Raw genomic sequence first — 18,254 nt, 5'->3', positions numbered from 1 at the left:
TTACTCTCTTAACAATAACTTAATCGCTTCTTCATATTTCTTTTCATCACCAGCACGATACCCAAGGTGAAGTAAACGCTGATTACCATCACGGTCGACAATAACAGTTGTTGGCATAGCATTAACGTCATATAGCTTGCTCACATCACCCGCCGTGTCGTATAACACAGGGAAGGTGACTTCGATATCATCGAGTAAGACGTCAGCTTTGCGCTCTTCGTCGTCAACGTTGACCGCTAGAATTTCAAATCCTAAGTCTTGATATTCTTGATAGAGTTTTTCCATTTCCGGTAATTCTTCGCGACAAGGACCACACCACGACGCCCAAAAGTTAACCAACACAATGTTTCCGCGTTGCTCTGACAAGCGAATATTGCCACTGTCTTTGCTTTTCAGCGTAAAATCAGGGGCTAGTTCTTTCGAATCACTCGCATAACTAGCTGGAACAAAAAATACTGACGCTAGGATAAGTGCACTTAGTCCCGCTACTTTTGAAAATGTGTTTGACGTAAAAACTGACTGCATATTGATTCTCACTCTTAGAAAAAGAAACTGGTTGAAATGGTATACGTTAAATTATGGACGCTCTTTTCAGCCCCGATAATATCGCTATTAAAGACATAGTCACGTACATCAAATCGTACCGATAGATAATCTGTAACAAGTATTCTGTAACCTGCACCAGCATTGACGGTAAATCGTTCGTCACCACCAAAATCAGTCGCACCTGCCCCCAACACTAAGAAAAAATCCGTGTTAAAAACAAGCGAGTCGGTTATAAATACTTCACCGTTAAAGTTATAAGCAACAGAGACATCATAGTAAACATAGTCTCGTTCTTCTTCGGTTAAAAAGGGTAAGCCGCCTGAAAGAACTTCAAAACTGGTATCCCCAGCAGTCGCTTGTGCGTAACTGGCTTCTACGAAAAAGTTTTCATTGATATGATACGCAAGACGCGCCCCGACCGTAGGGCTAGTCGAAAAGTCCTCAATGCTGATGATTCCTCCAAAAATGCCTATTTCTACATTTTCAGAATCAATATCAAACTCGTTAATTGAACGGCGCTCAATATTAGGGTCAATCTCACTTATATCTTGAGCGCCACTGGTTTGGGCTAGCAAGGTAGTAGGCATAAAGATAAACGACACCATAAGGCACATCGCAGCAAACTTACTTGCTAATGATGTAAATGATGATGTTAAGCGACGATTAAATTTGTTTTGCATAACGGTTCCCATAATCAAAAAACACACTAACGCCGATCATCCATTGATCTAAGCGCTCTTGTTCGTCACGGTTGGTAAGTGCCAATAGACTGCGATATTCAGCTCTGGCGACAATCGACGACGCAAAGTAATATTGCGCGCCAAGCGCAACTTCATAGTGGTCGCTTACTCTTAATTCATCACCTTCTTGTACCAAATTAGACCTAGGTTTAGTCCTAATTTGGCCAGCACCAACAGCTAAATATGGACTTATCTTCCAATCAGGAAAAATAGTCTGACGCATACGAAAAGACCATACTCGGTTATCGGCAAAGTTACCTAATGCTTGTGAATATGTACCTTCAAGTGCGAGGTTTTTAGTCCAAACCCAAGCGCCACCCACCGACAAGGATGTCGTGCTATCTAACACTCCACCAAATGCCGTCAATTCCCAAGTTCTATCTAAGAAATCCTCAAAACTGCCCGTCGATACTACAATTTGAGCTCCGTCGTCTAAGACCGTATACACTAGATCCTCTGCTTTAACCCAGCCCTCGATATCTCGACCAGTGGTGATTTTGTACCACCCCGTTTTTTCTTTAATGATCGTAAACGTCTCACCTTGAGCAACAACATGGAACACAGGGAATTCATCAGCTGGTCCAGAATGTACGTTGATAAAAGCAGAATTCACTGTTAATACGAGATTTTGCTCCTGAGCTTGTGCCTTTAGAAAAGTAGACGGCAACATCAACAAGGTAAACAATAGGATAACTAAAACTATTCTCACTACATTAGTCCTGTGGTACATCAAATGGATTGTTGTAATACTGCCCGCCAATATCTAACCATTCAGCAATTAGACGCAGTTCAGCGGGTGATAACATTTCGGCATGAGAACCATCAGCAGCAAAAACATTAAAGAATCGACCACTGTTGCGTGCACCATTGGTACTCATAGACGCATTTACTCTTACATTCTGTGTTAAAGGAATTGGATTACCTTCGGCATCGAGTATTAGCTCACCTTCCTCATCAGTTGCAAAAACTTGGTTACCATCACCATCAAGTAGCGGTATGACTTGGTCTAGTAAAGCACCTTCTACGATTTCAACAGCATTATCAGGGAACATCAATTCGCGATAGCTGACTGTAATATCTTGATCCTCAGCAGAAGGCTCAGCGCGCAAGTCAAGCTGGCCTTCAGGCACCCGCAAGGCAGCGTCAGCGTCAGTCGGCGAATGGCAAGCAGTGCAAGTGTTATCAGCGATGACAATCCCGTCTGCGTCTAACACGCTGCGATCTCTGCTAAATAGAGGCTCTATATGTTGAGGATAATTAATAACTGTGCGACATAAAGATGTCCAATTTTGGATACATGCATCAGTAACAGGTAAGGGTGGCAGCAAGTCTTCATATCTAAAAGAAAACGATTCAGCCGGCGTTTGTAAGTCTGGATCTGTCCAAACATCGTCAAACTCAATATTAGGTGTTAATCGTGCTATACCATTTATGCGTGAATACGTTTGCGCCATTGTTTCACCCGCATCCGCAAACAAATCAGGATTAGTATTAGGGAAGGGAACGCCATTACTTAGAGCTCCTTGGTTTATCGAAGCAGGTTGCGCATCTAATCTGCCATGAGGCTGTGTACTATTAGCGGTATGGCACCCTGCACATGTTTTGATTTCGCCCGGAACCACTTGTAGCCAATTGTTATGGCGTGGTGATATACGTTTACCTTGCGCATCGACAATAGCAATTCCAAAAGGCACACCTGCAGGCACTGCGACTTCTACCGAGCCATCTGGCTGTATAGGGGTATAACCAACAATTTCTCTAAATAGTTGATTTCGAGAACGTCCAAACACAAAATCATCAAAATCAAGCGTATCTTCATCTGGTATTGATACGCTTTTGACTATGCGCAAAAATCTTGCAGGTCTTTCATCAACAGCAACTGCCATGGGGTTTGCCATATTAACAATTCCCGCGGGGCTAGTATCAACACCATCGATATCATAAACACTTTGAATATGAATAATGCCATAACGCTCACTAATAAGGTCTTGTTGACTTGTATCTACAGTAGATATTGGATTTTGTGGGAATGGACGCGCCTCTAGTGCAACAATTTCCGTCACTACCGACGCTTCAGAAGCTTGGTTTAGGGGAAGTTGCGTGGCTTCTTGATCCCCTTGCGCTGGGCTAAACATCCATAGTCCATAAAGAGGAGGCGCGATTTCTAGTGTGTCATCTTCAATATTTTCGGGCGAGCAAGGTGCTAGTGTTCGAGGGGTATCATCTGGACTTCCCGGCTCAAGAGGCTCGAATAATCGACACTGACTCCAACTAAACAAAATACGGTCGCTTCCGTCCCACAATGGATACAAAGCCGCAATGTAACCACCAGGTGATATATCCTCAACTAAGTCGATATTATCAAATAATATACTTTGTTGAGCCGGACCCGTTAAACTTTGCATACTTGAAACAGGAGTTTCATTATCAATGAAATTTTCAGTATCAATGGCAAGAAAATCCGTGCCAAGACGTGCTTGTTCAAAACTAGTAACTGCAGATAGTATTTGGCCCTCAGGGGTAATACTTGTTGCAGCATATTGAATATCGTCTAAACCTTCAAAACTGTTGTGACTATGTCTGCCATATAGGATTTCTAAATCACTACCGTCAGCGTTCATCTGATATAGATGAATACCTTTATTACCTGCAGCTTGATCCCATCGGCTAAATAGTATCTTTCCATTAGGTAATATAACTGGGTCAAAGTCATGGCTTTGATTAAAAGATATTTGCCTTATATCCGAGCCATCTGCATTCATCACATGAAGCACTGAAGCAGGAAACTCTCTGCTTTCTTCAAGACCAGCGTACTGAGGTTTACCTTCATCTAACAAACGTGCTTGGTTACCACGTTGACGAGTAGAACTAAAAACAATCCGACCATCTGCTAAATATGTAGGTCCAGTATCTTGGCCAGCTTCTGCAGTCAAATCAGAGCTGATGACTCTTCTGAGTGTCTGGGTAGCGGTATCATATTCCCAAATATTCCATGTAGGCTCTTCATCCATGTTTGGCTGTTCAGGTGCCCGCATTGCAAAGACAAGTTTTGTACCCGTGTAGTCGCTGTCTAAATCTTTAATATCGTATGGCAATGGATTACCGTCTTCATCTACAAGATCGGCAAATGCTGCACTGCTGATATCGGTCTCTGGCGCTGACGCGTTTGCGCGAGGCTTGATAATAAGTGCAGCACCATGGAAAAACTCACTTGGGTCTTCTAAGCTGCGAACCCCCGTAATTTCAGGATCATCCAAACTGCGCGAAATATAAGCAATAGGCACGTCGACTAAAACAGGATCAGGCTCTTGCTCTTCAGTTGGAAGTACATCATCACCACACGCACTAAGAAATAACACACTAAGCAAAGTGCCCAAAAGTAGGCGCATACTTGTGATTGTGCTTTTCTGTTTTGTATTTGGAATTTGTAATATCAACATATGTCACTACCTGTTCTTCATCACAATACTTTTTTCAAAGTATGAAGTGATGGATTTCCCGCTTTTATGACTAACTATTAATTCAAAGCAAGTTGCATTCCATAAAGGTATAAAATACTACACCCCATGGGAAAATATAAGTCTATTATAACTTTACTTAGCATATGCGTTTATTGCCTATCTTCATAGTGTCTCAAATCACATACATAAATGCTTTATGCGGCTTTAAAGCCAATAGTGTAAAGTGTTCTTTGCTTTTCTATCAGGATAAGATTACTCCTACAATTGCATACATCAATGTTAGTAAAACACTATAGGGATTAAAATTTATACAGAATATTCCCAAACCTTTTATTTTTTTCAAAATTCTGATTATATAAGCGCCACTTAACGACTTATTACCCGTATTTTGAGTTGAGAAGGGAAAAAATAAAGCGATAAAAATAATATTGTCAGTGTCAGCGATGTTAATTTTACGCCGCACATGTAAATTAGAAATTAATATTTACTTTTTGGTGAAAATTCACTTTTCACCAAGCTTGAGTTAAAGAGTGTATGTAAAAGCATACAGATATTTTAAATAATGATTACCTGTTGACATAAAAAACCAAGAATAAACAATATTTTTCTAATACAATCATAATCTTAAGATAGTCGGCACAATTATTGATATATGCTTTGGGTTAGCGTGTAAATAACTTGAGTTATGAAGTTTTACACGTTTAAGATCGTAAGCATAACCAAAAAAAATCGAAAGTGAGGTATAACAAGTGAGCAACCGGGAGAAACGTATGAGAAAGGTGCGTCACACAGATCACAAAAAACCCAGTATGACTATTTTTATAGGCATAACTGCTTTGTTTTTTGTTATAACTCAATTTTTTGCTACACACGCGTCGGCTAATAGTACAAGTCAAGCAAAACGAATCCACGATAGAATCGCTGGTATTCCACCAACAGATGAAGTTTTGGCGCAAATGTCTGCATTAATAGAGGCAGGAGATGATATTGGAGCGGCAAGAATCGCATTAGAATCACCTTCATTTTACAACGTCACATTAAAAAATTGGGTTACGCCTTGGACAAATGAAGAGTCCGATGTGTTCGCCCCACTTAATGATTACACAGCAACTGTTATCGGTATGGTAAGAGACGATGTGGATTTTAGACAGCTCTTAAGTGGTGATATTCTATACATTGCAGATGGTAGTGTAAATGTGCCGACTTATTCAGTTAGTAATAACAACCACTACGAAGCACTTGAAAATATGGGAGCTGACTTATCAACAGTTTTACAAGCAACCACTCAGTCTTCAGTAACGGGTCTGCCCGTTGAAGCAACTGCAGGCGTTATTACTACTAGGGCGGCTGCAAAATCATTCTTCAAAGATGGCACCAACCGTGCGATGTTTAGATTTACGCTGATTAATCATATGTGTAGAGATCTAGAGCCCCTAAAAGATACCAGTCTTCCGCCTGATAGGATAAGACAAGACTTAAGTAGAAGTCCTTAGTGGTGATAGTCGCATATTTTACAATTCGTGCGCAGGATGTCATAACGGCATGGACCCTTTAGCACAAGCGTATGCATATTATAACTATGAATATAATGTTGAAGGTGACCCTGATGGTCAAAATGGGCGCCTTATCTATAACGGTCCTAGCGATATTGACCCAGAAACGGGAACGCGGGTTACTGCAAAACACCGTATCAATGAAAACAACTTCCCATTTGGTTTCATTATTGAAGATGACCGATGGGATAACTACTGGCGTGAAGGCATCAACCAAACTTTGGGCTGGTCTGAACAATTAAGCGGCTCGGGTAATGGTGCAAAGTCGATGGGTGAAGAGCTAGCAAACAGCGAAGCATTTGCCTCATGCCAAGTCACAAAAGTATTTGAAAATGTCTGCTTACGACAACCTCAAGATGCACAAGACAGAAGCGCGATTGCCCAAATCACTAGCGATTTTGCAACTAATGGCTACCGCGTCAAAGACGTATTTGCTGCCAGTGCTGCATATTGTAAGGGAGAATAACAATGAATTTACAGCTCTTACTAAAAGCTTCATCTCTTGTGCTCTTAACGAGCGTTATTGCTGCCTGTGGAGGTAGCGACACCGAAGTACAAGAAACACCTATTCCGCCGATTAGCGAAGCGCCACCAGTAACTTATTCTGGCCCGCCACCGGCAACAGAAGATGTGCAAAACTTCAAACTTAATGTATGGGACAATCTAACTACTACCGCTAATTGTAGTGCTTGCCACGTACAAGATGAGCAATCACCTGCCTTCACACGGTTCGATGACATAAATGAAGCGTATAGAATTACCAATACTTTGGTCGACAAAGATAGTCCTCAAGACTCACTGCTTATTACAAAAGTCGCCGGAGGGCACAACTGTTGGTTATCAAGTGATGAAGCATGTGCCGATATTATGGAAACATGGGTTGGTGCATGGCTTGTAACCGACGATGCGGCTACCGAGATTGTACTTGAAGCACCACCAGCAAGGGCCGTAGGCGCAAATAAGAACTTTCCAAGTGACCCAAACTTGTTTGCTACTAACCTTCATCCAACCTTAGAACTATATTGTAGTGAATGTCACCAACCATCTGCGGCAGTGCCAATATCACCTTATATCGGTTCTAGCGATATTTCAGAGGCATACGCAGGCGCTATCTCAAAAATCAATTTAAATTTTCCTGAGAATAGTCGTATTGTGGCTAAAGTGCGTGATGAATTTCATAACTGCTGGACCGATAATTGTGACAATGATTCAATGGTGCTTCAGCAAGCAATTCAAAACATGGCTGATGGCATTGATGTAACGCAACTTGACCCTAACTTAGTTGCATCAAACTCCGTGGGTTTGTTTGACGGAACATTAGCAAGCGGAGGCGGTCGTTTTGAATCAAATCTTATTGCGAAATGGGAGTTCAAAACTGGCTCTGGTAATATTGCGTTTGATACCAGTGGCGTTACGCCTTCTTTGGACCTAACCCTATCGGGTGAATATAATTGGGTTGGAGGCTATGGCATCAGATTAACGGGTGGTAAAGCTCAAGGAGCAACAGCAAACAGCAAAAAAATCCACGATTTGATTGTCAGCACCAGCGAATTTGCTTTAGAAGCGTGGGTTGCACCTGCAAATGTTACGCAAGACGGCCCGGCGCGAATCATCAGTTATTCAGGCGGCGCAGACACTCGCAACTTTATGCTTGGACAAACCCTATATAATTATGATTTTCATGTCAGAAACGACAACACTGATGCTAACGGTGAACCTAGTTTAAGCACCGCAAACAATGATGAAATACTACAAGCAGCCTTGCAACATGTTGTTGTCAATTACGACTCAAATGGCGGCCGTAGAATCTTTGTTAATGGCGAAGAAATGCCATATGACGATAGCGTAGCAGGTACTCTTCTTAATGAATGGGACGATAGCTTTGCGTTTGTATTAGGTAGCGAAGTAAACTCAAGGGATAATTTTGAAGGCACTTTGCGAATGGTCGCGGTACACAATAGAATTTTATCGCCAGAGCAAATTCAAAGTAATTTTGATGCTGGTATTGGTCAAAAATTCTATCTGTTATTTGGGATTGGCGATATTGTAAATGTCCCTGATGCGTACGTAGGCTTTGAAGTCAGTCAATTTGATTCATTTACCTATCTGTTTACTGAACCTTTCGTTGTTAGTCTATCAGGTGAAGGAAATCTTGATGGCATCGATTTACAAGGCATGCGTATTGGTGTTAATGGCCGTGAAGAAAGAACTGGACAAGTTTTTGCGACACTTAACTCAACCATTGAAGGCGATTTAACAAACCAGCAGTTTGGTTATCCTTTGTCTCGCCAAGGTACTATCATTCCAGTACAAAAAGGCCCTGAAGCAGATGAGTTTTTCTTAACCTTTGAAAACTTAGGTGGTGTTGTATCAACGCGTCCACAAGCCTCTATACCAGTTGCCGCTGAGCCTGTTGATATACCTGCGCAGGCAGAAATTGGCGTAAGAGACTTTGCAGAAATAAACGCAAGTATGTCAGTATTGACCGGTGTGCCTAGCAATTCACCACAAGTCTTAGCGACATATACGCAACTTAGACAGCAGTTACCTTCTGTCACTGGCTTAGGAAGCTTCCTAACCTCTAATCAAATGGCGGTAACGCAACTAGCAATTCGCTATTGTGACGCACTTGTAGAAGATAACAACTTACGCACTAGTTACTTCCCTAATACAGATTTTGCAACCAACGTCAATCAAGGTGTTAGCCAAGCGTTTAAAGATAGCCTTATTAATCCACTAACAGATTCCATGTTAAATAGTGGTGATGATAGTCAACCAACAAGCGCATTGGTGAGCGGGGAATTGAATAATCTTATTGATAGATTAGCGGAATGCTCTGTAACAGGATCGTGCTCAAATGACAGTGCAGAAACAATCGCAAAAGCCAGTTGTGCAGCCGTATTAGGCAGTGCTGTTGTGTTGGTGCAGTAGGAGAATCATATGAAAAAGAAAACATACAGTTTCGCAAAAGCTAACGCTTCAAACAGTGAGCTTAAACACTCTGCACAAGTATCGCAAAAACACGCTCAAAAGCATGGGCATGATGTTGATACCCCTTTGGTGCATGATCATCATGCAAAACCTGTTAGTAGACGCGACTTTATCTCTCAAGGTTTTGTTGCTGGAGCTGGTGCGGTAATGGGCGCGTCTGCGCTAAGCTTGTTTGCTAACCCAAGGTACTGCCCACGCCGAACTATCTGCTGATTTAGAAGCGTTAAAGCAAGGGTGTGGAATCGCCACGCAAGGCGCTGGAAAAATTCCATTTATCGTGTTTGACTTAGCGGGCGGTGTAAATATTGCTGGGTCTAACGTTTTAGTTGGTGGCCAAGGCGGACAATTAGACTTCTTAAGTACGCAAGGTTATTCAAGACAGGGCTTACCAGGCGATATGGTTCCGTCTATCGCAAATCCAAACACCGGCTTATCTGATTTTATTAACAGTGAGCTTGGCTTGTCATTTCATTCTGATAGTGGTTTTTTACGTGGTATTCTTGAAAAGCTAAATGTCACTAACCGCGCAAACGTGAATGGAGCTGTTATTCCCGCACGTTCTGAAAATGATACCGGAAACAACCCGCATAACCCAATGTATGGAATTAACAAAGCCGGTGCTGATGGTTCTCTACTAACCCTTATTGGCAGTCAGAATACAGACTCTGGTGGTAATTCAATGGCGCCACAGCGCCTTATTGACCCATCAAAGCGTCCAACTAAAGTAGACCGTCCTTCAGACGTTACTGGGCTAGTAGATACAGGTGATTTAATCGGCTTATTGAGTCAAGAAGATTCGGTTGCCGTTATGGAGTCTATTCAACGCATCAGTGATATGAAGCTAGGACAAGTTAATACAAACATCACAACAGATGAAGTAGTAAAAGACTTAGTACGTTGTGGTTATGTTAAAAGTGCCGATATCGCAGATAGATTTGGTGACCCTACAACGCTTGACCCTGCATTAGACCCTGACATTGTTGGCCCAAGTGGCATTTTTACTGAAGAAGAGTTTAGAGGTGATAGAGAGTTCCAAAAAACGGCTTCAGTAATGAAACTTGTAATGAATGGATTTGCTGGCGCAGGCTCAATTACAATGGGCGGTTATGACTATCACACGGGAAATCGTGCCACAGGCGAACTACGTGATTTACGCGCGGGGCGTTGTATGGGCGCTGTACTTGAATATGCAGCACGCGTAGGAGTTCCAGTAATGATGTATGTCATGAGTGATGGCTCAGTATTTAGTAATGGCATGATTGACGATTCTGAAAATGGACGCGGTAAAGGCGTGTGGACAGGCGATAACTCGTCAACAGCTGGCTCGTTCTTTATGGTGTACAACCCAACGGGCACACCACAGCTACTTGGCGCAACACCAGAGCAACAAGCTCAACATCAGCAAATTGGCTACATGCGCCGCGATGGTTCAGTTGAAACGGCCGCAACGCCTGCTGCCAACAATGTTAATTTGTTAGTCGAAACCGTTGTACTTAACTATTTAGCTTTGCATGGTGAACAAGGCCGTATGTCAGAAGTGATACTCAGGCCATGGCTTAGGTAATTCAACACTCATGGATTCGTTGACCGCCTTTGCCCCGGTCGTTAATGGGACTATTGGTTCTTAGTATCAACGTTGTGCTTAACAATAAAAAACGCGCTCAATAGCGCGTTTTTTTGTGAGGCCAGTAACAATTAGACCTTGATTACGAAAATTACATGGGTAAATATAATTTCAACACCAACATTGCAAGTTCAGCGCACTATCTCTTGAAACGATACAACGCGATAAGTGCTGAGCATAATAAAGCAGCGCTAGAGGGTGCTGGTACATCATTTGTAACAATCGCTCTAACCAAAAATATTCCATCATTAGTGACTGGGGCAACTTGCGGGCTAGCCAACAGCGTGTTTAGGGCATAAAGGTTTGAACTGTTGACGCTAGCTGTTCGCTGCATGTCTGATATTATCGTATCACAGCCATTATAGAAATTGCCGAAATAACACATAACAGACAACACATTAAAACTACTTGATGTGTCGTCTTGGCGAAAAATCCCACCAGAGAAAGCCCAAGCAGGAATATTATAATCGGTGGTTGAACCAAATAAAGAAATAAACAAACCCACTTCGCTGCTTAGAGTTTGTGCAGGAGAACTTATGATATTTGATAGTAAACCAGTTACTTGGCTTTGAGTCGCAATAGCAAAACCACTCAAGTCTGGGTTTGACCCTATAAAGTCACTTATTGCATTGGGAGAAAGACCTCGGGTATCAGATAACTTTACCCATTCAAGGTTTGAATCTGTGTCAACGATATAGTCACCTTGTGTTATTAAGGCTGCATTTAAGTTTATCGAGAATAAAAGCGTAATACTGCTAAGCAGGTAAAAGAATGGAGTTTTCATATTTTCTAATTCATACATCGAGTTATTTGTCAGTGGTAAGCAAAATTAGTACCATATAAATTATGGTTAATTTACAAAGACTTACAATGGCCTGCAAGTAAACTGTAAAAAATACTGACAGTTGCAACTTAAGGCTTACTGATAAGCTTATGCCTCTTCAAATGATTAGAGCATATCAAACCGTTTCAGATGATAGGCTGTTTAATAAATACTTGCCCAAACAAGATAATCTGGGCAAGTAATTTAGCACCCATAAAGGTTTATTTACTGAGTAATTGGTAACAGTGTAATTTCTACGCGTCTATTTAAAGATTTACCAGCCTCTGTATTATTAGTCGCAATGGGTGAGCTTTCCCCCATGCCCACTACATCAAGACGATCAGCTAAGATGCCTGAAGCTCTTAAGTATGTCGCTACAGAACCGGCTCTTCTTTCTGACAAGTCTTGGTTAAACGACTCTGACCCAGCGCTGTCAGTATGACCTGCAACAACAACCAAGGTTTGGTCAAACTCCTCAAGTACAATTACGACTGAATCCAATACCGACATAAAGCTTTGCTGAATATCACTTTTACCTGTATCAAAGGTAATGTTACCAAGGCATAATTAAGTTAATATTATCGCCATCACGCTGCACGCTCACGCCCGTTTCACGAAGCTGCTTGCGTAATTTTGCTTCTTGAGTATCCATATAATAACCAACGCCACCACCAATAAGACCGCCGCCAGCAGCTGCTTTTAGAATTCGTTGATTTCTTTTACGGACATCGTCTTCATCTTTGTTAGCTAAATAGGCAATAACAGTGGCAACACCAGCTCCAATACCTGCGCCTTTTGCAGTATTACTAACTTTTTCTTCACCAGTATAAGCATCAAATGTAGAGGTACATGCTGACAAAGTCACAATCAAGGCTAGTGCTGAGATAATCGTTAACTGTTTCATTTTTTATCCTTATTAAAGCGGTAATTTGCTTATAAGATAATACCATGCGTACTAGCTAAAATCCTCACTAAAACACTCTATTTAGCCGATATGTAGCCTCAGAATTTTTTAGCGTAACAACTCACTTGTTCAGTAAAAATAGGGTCTTCATTTAGATAGGTCTTTTCAAAGCACATGCCTATTTTTTCCATGACCCTAATAGATGCTTTATTTTCTTCAAGTGCAATGGCTGAAAATTGACTAATGCCTTGTTGCGAGAGAAAAGCCGCCATTATGTGATTTGCGGCTTCGGATGCATAACCTTTACCCCAAGAGGCGCGTTTAAACCGCCACCCTAACTCAAGGTTATCAAGTTGTGGGGACCCTGCAAAAAAATCCATGGGTCTGACTAAAACCCAGCCAATATATTGGCCAGTGTCACTCAGGTTTACTTGCCAAATACCCCAACCTTTTTTAGGATTCAAGTATTTCGACAAACGTGGAATAAGCACTTTATCCATCTCTTGCTCAGAAGTAGGAACTCCTTTTGTTATGTATTTCATAACAAGTGGATCCTGATCAAGTTCAAGGAGCAAATCACGGTCACTAAGAGTCATTAACCTATATGTTAAGCGGGAAGATGGAACCAGATTCATAAAAAACCTTGTATGCTTGATATAGCGCTTGAAGGGCAATATCAGGTTAATCTTACGTTATTTAAGACCCCTAATATTTATACAAACTATCTGTTTACCCTGATTATTTTAACACTTATGAAAGCATTCTTTACATGCTAGACTGACCCTAACATTTTTGTTTATTTTCTTCAAAAGGTCATTCATGAAAGTTAATGCCATCACCAAAGCGATTTTACTAGCAACAAGCATTATGAGCACTGCTACTTTAATAAGTGGCTGTAGCCCCGCAAATCAAACTGGGGAAAAAGCCGAAGCGCTCAAAGCAACCAGCGAACAAGCCATGGAACATGCTGATGCTTCTTTTAAACTAGCGACTTTTTTCAATGATACCTATCAAGAAGATTTACGTGATTCACCTATGATGCAAAGCTACAGGGGCATTAAATGGGATTATGATAAATGGGACGATGTATCTCCTGCAGCAAATGATAAGCAACGAGCAAAGCTTGATAGACGAAAAACCTTTTTAAAAAACCTTGATATATCTACATTAACTGATCAAGAAAAGCTCAGTTATGACATTTACTTAGCGGATGTCGAGCGTCGTTTAGCAAATGATGAATTCAGATTGCACACATATGTCATGCATCAGTTTAGGGCCGTTCATACTCGGGTACCGAGTTTCTTAATCAATATTCATAGTGTTGATAACACAGGTGAAGCTGAAGCATATATTTCACGACTTGATAGAGTTGATACCCTATTTGACCAGACGTTTGAGCAGCTAGCACTTCGAGAAGAGCTAGGTGTTTTTCCTCCTAAGTGGGCCTATGATCAAATGATTCAAGCATCTCGAAATGTGATCACGGGTCGCCCTTTTACTAACGACGAAACTGACTCGACCATATTAAAAGACTTTGTTGAAAAAGTAAGTAAGCTTGATATTGAGCAGACTCAAAAAGATATTTTGCTGACAAGGGCAAATGAGGCATTAGTAAACTCAGTAAAACCCGCATATGAACAAATGATTGAGGTATTGGAAAAACAAAAGGAGCTTTCTCCAGAAGGTGACGGTGTATGGCGACTACCCAATGGTGACAATTGGTATCAAAACAGACTTAATTGGTTCACCACTACTAGCTTAACAGCGCAAGAAGTTCACCAAATCGGTCTTGATAATGTCGCTCGAATTCACAGTGATATGCGCGACATCATGGCACAAGTGAATTTTGAAGGAAGCTTGAACGAATTTTTTGAATTTATGCGCAACGACGACCAGTTTTATTATGAAGATAACCAAGAAGGCCGTGAGCGCTACATGAGAGAGGCTAAACAGTACATTGATGTCATGGCCGAAAAAATCCCAGACTATTTTGGCTTGATTCCACAGGCAGAAATGGTAGTCAAACGCGTTGAGCCCTTTAGAGAACAATCAGCCGGCAAAGCGTTTTATCAACGGCCAGCAACTGACGGTTCTAGGCCTTAGTGTTTATTACGCAAACCTTTTTAAAATGCGCAGTATGCCAACATATCAAATGGAAGCGCTGGCGTATCATGAAGGCATACCAGGCCATCACATGCAATTAGCCATTGCGCAAGAATTAGAGGGTGTCCCTGAATTTCAAAAATATGTTTCATTCACCGCCTATACCGAAGGTTGGGGCTTATATACTGAAGAGCTAGGCAAAGACATGGGCTTTTATCAAGACCCTTACTCTGACTTTGGGCGTTTAGCTATGGAGTTATGGCGAGCATGTCGCTTAGTTGTAGACACAGGCTTACATCAAAAACAATGGAGTCGTGAAAAAGCAATAGAGTATTTAATTGAGAATACACCTAATCCTGAAAACGATGCAGTAAAAGCAATTGAGCGATATATCGCAATGCCAGGACAGGCAACGGCTTATTTAATTGGCAAAATTAAAATCATGGAGTTACGTGCTAAAGCAAAAGCAACCTTAGGTGATGATTTTGATTATCGTGGTTTTCACGATGAAATACTTAAAGATGGACCTGTTCCTTTAACCATTCTTGAGCAAAAAATTGATACTTGGATTGCACAAACCAAAGCCCTCTAAAGTAATAGAAAAAGGCGCTTAACTAGCGCCTTATTTTTTGCGCATATCCTTTGGTTGTGCGCATTTAAATACATTTTGGTGAGGATGCGCACTAGGCCCACCTTCAGTTTTTTCAGCATTTTTACCTGCTTTAGCATAACTTGAATTCCATAGCTCTTTTAGTTCTGGTTTTCGGCCTTCCTTCGCCCATTTATCTTCTGCTTCTTTTTGTTTTTGGTAATTAACTTGCCTATTGGCATCCCATTGCTGCACTTGTTGCATAAATTCAGGATCTTCATGTAAGTCTCTTACTTCAAGCTCCATCTCATTCATTAGTGCTAATGGAAAAGGAATAATCCTACAAATCGGTTCGCCCGCTTTAAATATCACCGGTTTATTAGGCTGTGTTAAACGCCAATTCATAGTGAAAGGAAAAGGCAACCAATCTGTGCGTATAAATGCATCTAAAGGGGTTACATCTGCTTTATCATGATTTGCAGGGCCACACACTAATAAACCATAGTCAGGTGGCGTTCTAAATAGAAAAGGAATATACCAAGTAACGGTACCTGAACCAAAGTGTGGTCTTGCACCAAAAGGGTCTGCAGCACTGGCTTTGATATTGATTTGGTCACCTTGCTCTTTGCCTGTCCAGGTAATTTGCGTATCGACAGGGTTAAGTATTTCCCATCCCATACTATTGGCCGCCGTTAACGGGATGCATCTGTATGCGTATCTTGCTGGTGTATCATCCATCCAATCGCGGGTAACTTTGCAAGGCCGAATACATTGCATTACATCTTTTTTAACACCTGGTACTACATAAGCAATGGTTTTGTTGTTAGGTACTGTTTTAGGGCTAGCTTGAGTCATATTTTTACTTATTGTTGTAAACCTGAGGAAAAGTGCATTCTTCTATTATTGTCCATTACGATGGTTTCAAATTCAGATAAGCTATTGATCAAACCGATACCATTTTCTAATCCCATAACAAAAACCGCCGTTGATAAAGCATCGTTATACACACTTAGCGGTCCTATAATGGATACTGATTGTACCTCGTAAGTCGATTTTCCTGTTTTTGGAGACAAAATATGATGAAAACGTTTGCCACCTTCTTCAAAGTATCTTTCGTAATCACCTGAGGTAGACATTGCGCTTTGAGTAAGAGGAATCACCACCGCTTGCTTTTCGGGGTCTCGTGGATCTCTTATACCAACAATCCATGGCTTACCAAGTCTGTCACCCAATAATCGTGTATCTCCACCGGCCGTCACAAGCGCATTGGTAATGCCCATTTCTTGCAGGATTTCAATGGCGTTGTCAACCGCGTAGCCTTTTGCAATACCACCTAAATCCACTTTTACATCAGGGTGGAGATAACGGACGGTTTTATCGTTAATGTCCAATGCAATATGTTGATAATTGACCGCATCTAATAAAGCAGCAATAGCCTCATCGGAAGGTTTTTGTCTGTCAGGAAAACTATATAAATAACCAACACTTGCATACGTTACATCAAACGCACCTTTTGTTAGCTTTGAAATCTCTATGCTTAGTGCCAATAAATCAAAAAGCTCTTCGCTAACCTTTACCTTTTCTGTAAAAGCCCGTTGATTAAGCTTTGATAACTCACTATTTGGCTTATAAGTGCTCATCGACTCATTAATACGCTCCATTTCAAGCATTACAGCCTCAATCGCTTGCTGGCGGACGGTTTCGTTTTCGTGGTAAACCTCAATCGCAATGTTTGTCCCCATAGTGCTATATTGCTTTTGCGACCAGACTTGCATCCAATCTGGCTCATTATTTAACACACGGCTTTTTTGCTCGTTTGTCTCTTGAGCAACACTAACAGCGCAATTCAATAGACAAAATAGGACTAAAAATAAGGTATATTTCACAAACCCAAGCTCCTTGGAAATAGCATTAAACTAATTGAAGACTTAATAAAATTAAAAATGCCATAGATAACATGATCAAACCAGCCCCTAAATACTTTTGTTGGTAGGAAGTACTATTTCTGTTCAATAGACAATACAGAACACTTAGTGGCAGACAAATGATTAATGCAATTCCCCAGTATGTTTTTTTCTCACCAAAAGCAGATGCAACAGTGATTAAACTGCCTACAAAAAATATCGTAATACCAATACCGACGAGCATTGTAAGTGCAATCACTACGTACATATTAATATCTGTAAACGACATCTATTGATACAACCTTTTGAGAATCTTTACACATCTTGATACACATATAGTACACAAATATCTTGCAAGACTCATGTGAATTCCTTATTTTACTGATCACCAAAAACTTGGTGTAAAATTACGAATGCTTAGGATGATAAGCAAAGGAAAAATTAAGGAAAATAAGATGAAAAAAATACAACATCTAATGGTTGCTACTCTTTTAACATTAGGCTCAACAGCCGCTATGGCTCAAGGTTCAATCGCTGGATCTTATGCTCACTTGTCTGCTGACGATGTGTCATTTGGAGTTGCTAGCGTGCACGCAGCATATGAGTTTAAAAGTGAAGATTATAATTTCAGCATCATGCCTGAATTACGCTTAGGAATGGGTATAAAAGACGATACTATTTTTGGCGTTGACGTCGAGGTTGATGAGTTTCAAGCATTTTCATTGAGAGTTAATTATTACACATCAGAAAACTTTGCCGTTTTTGTCAATCCATCTTACGCAAGACTTGGTATTGACAGTAATTTTGGTGGTGCAAGTGAAACTGAATTTGGCTTTGGAGTAGGCGTAACGTCAAGACTAAGTGAACAAGTATCTTTTGATGCTATGTTTGAGCGCTTTGATGATACAGATGCGCTATCTGTTGCGATTCGTTATCATTTTTAAGAAAGTACGTTAATATGATAGACACAAGCTATCTTGATTAAGGTAGCTTGTTTATGTGTTACCACTGTTTAT

Annotated in this window: 15 protein-coding genes and 2 pseudogenes; 6 read left to right on the top strand and 11 right to left on the bottom strand. The window is 41.0% G+C overall.

From position 1 onward, the window contains the following. From ACZ1G6_RS16345 to ACZ1G6_RS16330, 4 genes are read right to left on the bottom strand one after another with little or no spacing between them, the layout of a single operon-like run. Positions 1-525, bottom strand: coding sequence for a TlpA disulfide reductase family protein (locus tag ACZ1G6_RS16345; protein WP_472617259.1), 525 nt, complete (start codon positions 523-525; stop codon positions 1-3). 14 nt (positions 526-539) lie between these two features. Then, positions 540-1,226, bottom strand: a complete 687-nt coding sequence (locus ACZ1G6_RS16340) for an outer membrane beta-barrel domain-containing protein (protein ID WP_472617258.1) — start codon at positions 1,224-1,226, stop codon at positions 540-542. Beyond that, on the bottom strand, positions 1,210-1,995 hold the full coding sequence (locus tag ACZ1G6_RS16335) for an SH3 domain-containing protein (protein ID WP_472617257.1): 786 nt from the start codon (positions 1,993-1,995) through the stop codon (positions 1,210-1,212). The genes ACZ1G6_RS16340 and ACZ1G6_RS16335 overlap by 17 nt, the downstream gene beginning before the upstream one ends. Before the next feature lie 4 nt (positions 1,996-1,999). Then, the gene (locus tag ACZ1G6_RS16330; RefSeq protein ID WP_472617256.1) at positions 2,000-4,726 is read right to left on the bottom strand and encodes an HzsA-related protein; all 2,727 of its coding nucleotides are present in this window, start codon (positions 4,724-4,726) and stop codon (positions 2,000-2,002) included. Between the two features lie 791 nt (positions 4,727-5,517). Between ACZ1G6_RS16330 and ACZ1G6_RS16325 the strand changes: the two genes are divergently transcribed. From ACZ1G6_RS16325 to ACZ1G6_RS16310, 4 genes and pseudogenes are all read left to right on the top strand, one after another. Next, positions 5,518-6,240 carry a hypothetical protein gene (locus ACZ1G6_RS16325; RefSeq protein WP_472617255.1) on the top strand — a complete coding sequence of 241 codons (723 nt, stop codon included), beginning with the start codon at positions 5,518-5,520 and terminating at the stop codon, positions 6,238-6,240. Between the two features lie 49 nt (positions 6,241-6,289). After that, positions 6,290-6,766: a hypothetical protein gene (locus tag ACZ1G6_RS16320; protein WP_472617254.1), complete on the top strand. Its 477-nt coding sequence runs from the start codon at positions 6,290-6,292 to the stop codon at positions 6,764-6,766. A gap of 2 nt (positions 6,767-6,768) precedes the next feature. Continuing rightward, on the top strand, positions 6,769-9,231 hold the full coding sequence (locus tag ACZ1G6_RS16315; RefSeq protein WP_472617253.1) for a LamG domain-containing protein: 2,463 nt from the start codon (positions 6,769-6,771) through the stop codon (positions 9,229-9,231). A gap of 126 nt (positions 9,232-9,357) precedes the next feature. Then, positions 9,358-10,919, top strand: a pseudogene (locus tag ACZ1G6_RS16310) (hypothetical protein). Between the two features lie 135 nt (positions 10,920-11,054). Here ACZ1G6_RS16310 and ACZ1G6_RS16305 read toward each other — a convergent pair. The 4 genes from ACZ1G6_RS16305 to ACZ1G6_RS16290 form a co-directional block, all read right to left on the bottom strand. Continuing rightward, a complete protein-coding gene (locus ACZ1G6_RS16305) occupies positions 11,055-11,699 on the bottom strand; it encodes a hypothetical protein (RefSeq protein WP_472617252.1) in 645 nt (214 codons plus the stop codon). 264 nt (positions 11,700-11,963) lie between these two features. Next, positions 11,964-12,248, bottom strand: coding sequence for an OmpA family protein (locus tag ACZ1G6_RS16300; RefSeq protein WP_472617251.1), 285 nt, complete (start codon positions 12,246-12,248; stop codon positions 11,964-11,966). 43 nt (positions 12,249-12,291) lie between these two features. Then, the gene (locus tag ACZ1G6_RS16295; RefSeq protein WP_472617250.1) at positions 12,292-12,642 is read right to left on the bottom strand and encodes a hypothetical protein; all 351 of its coding nucleotides are present in this window, start codon (positions 12,640-12,642) and stop codon (positions 12,292-12,294) included. 98 nt (positions 12,643-12,740) lie between these two features. Further along, positions 12,741-13,277: a GNAT family N-acetyltransferase gene (locus tag ACZ1G6_RS16290; RefSeq protein WP_472617249.1), complete on the bottom strand. Its 537-nt coding sequence runs from the start codon at positions 13,275-13,277 to the stop codon at positions 12,741-12,743. Between the two features lie 184 nt (positions 13,278-13,461). Between ACZ1G6_RS16290 and ACZ1G6_RS16285 the strand changes: the two are divergent. Continuing rightward, a pseudogene (locus ACZ1G6_RS16285) lies at positions 13,462-15,337 on the top strand (DUF885 domain-containing protein). Between the two features lie 30 nt (positions 15,338-15,367). On the opposite strand, the gene ACZ1G6_RS16280 reads toward ACZ1G6_RS16285, so the two are convergent. The 3 genes from ACZ1G6_RS16280 to ACZ1G6_RS16270 are packed head-to-tail and all read right to left on the bottom strand — an operon-like array spanning position 15,368 to position 17,527. Next, a complete protein-coding gene (locus ACZ1G6_RS16280) occupies positions 15,368-16,189 on the bottom strand; it encodes a DUF6065 family protein (protein WP_472617248.1) in 822 nt (273 codons plus the stop codon). An 8-nt stretch (positions 16,190-16,197) separates the two neighbouring features. Further along, positions 16,198-17,220 (bottom strand): FAD:protein FMN transferase, encoded by a 1,023-nt coding sequence (locus ACZ1G6_RS16275; protein WP_472617247.1) that lies wholly within the window; start codon positions 17,218-17,220, stop codon positions 16,198-16,200. Positions 17,221-17,245: 25 nt separating this feature from the next. Further along, positions 17,246-17,527: a hypothetical protein gene (locus ACZ1G6_RS16270; RefSeq protein WP_472617246.1), complete on the bottom strand. Its 282-nt coding sequence runs from the start codon at positions 17,525-17,527 to the stop codon at positions 17,246-17,248. A gap of 166 nt (positions 17,528-17,693) precedes the next feature. On the opposite strand from ACZ1G6_RS16270, the gene ACZ1G6_RS16265 reads away from it, so the two are divergent. Continuing rightward, positions 17,694-18,182 (top strand): outer membrane beta-barrel protein, encoded by a 489-nt coding sequence (locus ACZ1G6_RS16265; RefSeq protein WP_472617245.1) that lies wholly within the window; start codon positions 17,694-17,696, stop codon positions 18,180-18,182. Positions 18,183-18,254 lie beyond the last annotated feature (72 nt).

The sequence above is a fragment of the Glaciecola sp. HA4-3 genome (genome assembly GCF_055693685.1).
This window is presented reverse-complemented; position numbering and strand designations above follow the sequence as displayed.